Origin of the sequence: Mesorhizobium sp. M7A.F.Ca.CA.004.12.1.1 (assembly GCF_003997835.1) — a bacterium.
GTDB lineage: Bacteria > Pseudomonadota > Alphaproteobacteria > Rhizobiales > Rhizobiaceae > Mesorhizobium.
Map to the genome: position 1 here is coordinate 1 of NZ_RZRK01000542.1, position 4,237 is coordinate 4,237.

The window sequence follows — 4,237 nt, forward strand, 5'->3', positions numbered from 1 at the left end:
GAATATCCGATTGGCATTGGCCGAAAAGAAGCCGCAGGATGCCGAACGGCAGCGCGATGTGTCGGTCAGCCATGATACGATCGGCGACCTCAAGCGCGAGCGCGGCGATGCGGCGGGCGCACTCGCGTCCTATAAAGCGGGCCATGCGATCGTCGAACAATTAGCGGGCCGCGACCCCGACAACAGTGAGTTGAAGCGCGACCTGTCTGTCGGCAACGCAAAGATGGGCAATGCGCTGAGCGATCAAGAGGACTGGCCGGCAGCCCTCGCCGCCTATAGGCAAGCCCTCTCTATAGCCCGCATGCTGGCGGCCAGTGACCCTGCCAACGCCGACTGGCAACGTGACCTTTCGGTCAGCCTGGAAAAGGTCGCCGGCATTCTGGCGATTCAGGGCGACCGCGCCGGAGCGCTCAAGGCCTATACAGACAGTTTCGCTATCGCCGACCGGCTGGCCAAGCTCGACCCTGCCAATGCCGACTGGCAACGCGACCTGTCGATCACCCTGTCCGAGATCGGCATGCTCAAGGCCAAGCAGCGCGACGTCAAAGGCGCGCGGCAGGCTTTCCAGGACAGTCTCGACATCCGCCAGAAGCTCGCCCGGTCCGACCCAAACAACGCCACCTGGCAGCGCGACCTGGTGGTTGCCATGATCGACTACGCTCAGGTCGCCAAGAACCCCAAGACGGTGCTTTCGCAGGCGCTGGACATGACGCTGGAGCTCGACCGCAGCGGGCGGCTGGCGCCGCGATACAAGTTCATGATCAAGTTTCTCAGGGACCGGCTGGCCAAAGTGAAATAGGGCCTGACGGGAGGCTGCCATGGACAGCCGGCTCATTCCCCGTGAAATGCCTGCAAACCTTGGAAAAACCGCCTTTTGCGCCTATATCTAGTGCATATCAGAGGCGCGATTCGGAGCGGGTTTTTCGCGCCGTGCAAGCGGCATCCAGACAACAGGTTTTCATGAGCGATCAGATCGATAACAACAACGGCGCTGAAGCCGAATACGGCGCCGATTCCATCAAGGTTTTGAAGGGGTTGGATGCTGTCCGCAAACGCCCCGGAATGTATATCGGCGATACCGACGACGGTTCGGGCCTGCATCACATGGTCTATGAAGTGGTCGACAACGCCATCGACGAGGCGCTGGCCGGTCACGCCGATCTCGTCACCGTGACGCTCAACCCCGATGGTTCGGTCACCGTGATCGACAATGGCCGCGGAATTCCGACCGATATCCACACCGGAGAAGGCATTTCGGCGGCCGAAGTGATCATGACGCAGCTGCATGCCGGCGGCAAGTTCGACCAGAATTCCTACAAGGTCTCGGGCGGCCTGCATGGCGTCGGCGTCTCGGTGGTCAACGCGCTGTCGGCGTGGCTGAAGCTGAAAATCCGCCGCAACGGCCAGATCTTCGAGATGAGTTTCACGCATGGCAATGCCGACGCGCCGCTGAAGGCGACCGGCAGCTATGAGCAGGACAAGCAGCCGGGCACCTATGAGGGCCGCAGCGGCAGCCAGATCACCTTCTTCCCGTCGGCCGAGACCTTCACCATGGTCGAATTCGACTTTGGCACGCTGGAACACCGGCTGCGCGAGCTTGCCTTCCTCAATTCCGGCGTGCGCATCATTTTGACCGATGCCCGTCACGCCGACGTCGTGCGCCATGAACTGCACTATGATGGAGGCCTCGAGGAATTCGTCAAATATCTCGATCGGGTCAAGAAACCGCTGATCGACAAGCCGATCGCCATCCGGGCGGAGCGCGATGGGATCACCGTCGAAGTGGCGATGTGGTGGAACGACAGCTACCACGAGAACGTGCTGGCCTTCACCAACAACATCCCTCAGCGCGATGGCGGCACGCATCTGGCCGGCTTTCGCGGCGCGCTGACGCGCCAGATCACCGGCTATGGCGAATCCTCCGGCCTGACCAAGAAGGAAAAGGTCTCGCTGATCGGCGACGATTGCCGCGAAGGCCTGACGGCGGTGCTGTCGGTCAAGGTTCCAGATCCGAAATTCTCCTCGCAGACCAAGGACAAGCTGGTCTCGTCGGAAGTCCGTCCTGTCGTCGAAGGCCTGGTCAACGAAGCGCTCGGCACCTGGCTGGAAGAACATCCGAGCGAAGGCAAGGTGGTCGTCGACAAGGTGATCCAGGCCGCGGCGGCGCGTGAAGCGGCGCGCAAGGCGCGCGATATCACCCGCAAGAGCTCGCTCGGCGTCACTTCCCTGCCCGGCAAACTGGCCGACTGCCAGGAACGCGACCCGGCGAAGTCCGAAATCTTCATCGTCGAGGGTGACTCCGCCGGCGGCTCGGCCAAAGGTGGGCGTTCGCGCCAGAACCAGGCGATCCTGCCGTTGCGCGGCAAGATCCTCAATGTCGAGCGGGCGCGCTTCGACCGCATGCTCGGCTCCGACATGATCGGCACGCTGATCACGGCGCTCGGCACCTCGATCGGCAAGGACGAGTTCAACGCCGACAAGCTGCGCTACCACAAGATCATCCTGATGACCGACGCCGACGTCGACGGCGCCCATATCAGAACCTTGCTGCTGACCTTCTTCTTCCGGCAGATGCCGGAGCTGATCGAGCGCGGCCATCTCTACATCGCCCAGCCGCCGCTCTACAAGGTGACGCGCGGCAAGAGCTCGCAATACATCAAGGACGAGAGCGCGTTCGAGGAGTTCCTGATCGGCTCGGGACTGGAGGAAGCATCGCTTACGCTCGGCTCGGGCGAGGTTCGCATCGGACAGGACCTGCGCGGAGCCATCGACGACGCACTGGCGGTGCGCCAGCTGATCAACGGCCTGCACACGCGCTACAACAGAGGCGTGGTCGAGCAGGCGGCGATCGCCGGCGGGCTCAACCCGGACGTGTTCACCGATCTCGGCCGAGCCAACGACATGGCGGAGCGGATTGCAAAACGCCTCGACATCATTGCCGAGGACACCGAGCGCGGCTGGACGGGCCGCATGTCGACCTCAAACGAGGGTGTCGGCGGCTATGTGTTCGAGCGCACGGTGCGCAGCGTCAAGGAATACGCGCATCTCGACCTGGCGCTGATCAATTCGGCCGACGCACGCCAGCTCGACCGCTACGCACAGCGCCTCAGCGAGGTCTACGGGTCGCCGCCGGTGCTGCGCCGCAAGGATGTCTCCGAAACGATTTCGGGGCCCTTGGCGATGCTCAATGCGGTCTTTGCGACCGGCCGCAAGGGCCTGACAATGCAGCGCTACAAGGGTCTCGGCGAGATGAACGCCGAACAGCTGTGGGAAACCACGCTTGACCCGAATGTGCGCTCGCTGCTGCAGGTCAAGGTCAATGACGCGACCGACGCGGATTCACTATTTTCGAGGCTGATGGGCGACGAGGTCGAACCCAGGCGCGAGTTCATCCAGGACAACGCGCTGTCGGTCGCCAATCTGGATATCTGATCCGGACGTTAAATTCTGAATTGGCGCGCTGCGGCGCGCCAATTGTTCCACCGGCGGCAACAGAATCATTTTACAACGCCCCGGAACGGAAGTCCCTGCGGGACATTGTGACAACATCGATCACAATTTCTTACAGGAGGCCTTCATGGGACGCGGCATTTTGCTCTGGTTGCTCGGTATTCCGATCCCGATCATCATTCTGATCATGCTGTTCGTACGGTAGGGGGCTTCCATGCAGTCCACCCTATCGGCTGTCGACGTTTCCACTTCAACAGAATCCTCCTCCACCGCCGTCAGTTGGGGACCGATCATCGCCGGTGCCTTCGCGGCTTCGACGTTGACCTTCATCCTCATGCTGCTCGGTTCGGGGCTGGGATTGACCATGGTGTCGCCATGGTCGGGATCCGGCGCATCTGTCACCACTTTCGCGGCGTCCACCGCCGTCTGGCTTGTCATCGTGCAATGGCTGTCCTCTGGTGTCGGAGGCTATCTTGCCGGGCGGCTGCGCACCAAATGGGTCGGCATCCACACCGATGAGGTCTATTTCCGGGACACCGCACACGGCTTTCTTGCCTGGGCGCTGGCCACTTTGCTCGTCGTCGGCGTGCTTGGCTCCGCCCTTTCCGCAGCGATCGGTTCAGGCGTGCAAGCGGTGTCCACCGTCGCATCTGGCGCTGCCATGGGTGCATCGGCGGGGGCTTCGGCCAATGCCGGCAGCGCATCGGTCGACAATGCGACATCCTACCTTGTGGATTCACTGTTCCGTCCGGCCGATCCGGGCAGGCTGGCTGCCGCCAATCCGGAC

Annotated in this window: 2 protein-coding genes and 1 pseudogene; all 3 read left to right on the forward strand. The window is 62.2% G+C overall.

From position 1 onward, the window contains the following. Positions 1-799, forward strand: a 799-nt coding sequence (locus EN984_RS24605) for a tetratricopeptide repeat protein (RefSeq protein WP_127384008.1), incomplete at its 5' end; no start/stop codon positions are given. A 161-nt stretch (positions 800-960) separates the two neighbouring features. After that, positions 961-3,432 (forward strand): DNA topoisomerase (ATP-hydrolyzing) subunit B, encoded by a 2,472-nt coding sequence (gene gyrB / locus EN984_RS24610; RefSeq protein WP_127273497.1) that lies wholly within the window; start codon positions 961-963, stop codon positions 3,430-3,432. Between the two features lie 232 nt (positions 3,433-3,664). Next, positions 3,665-4,237, forward strand: a pseudogene (locus EN984_RS24615) (hypothetical protein); the annotation flags it as partial.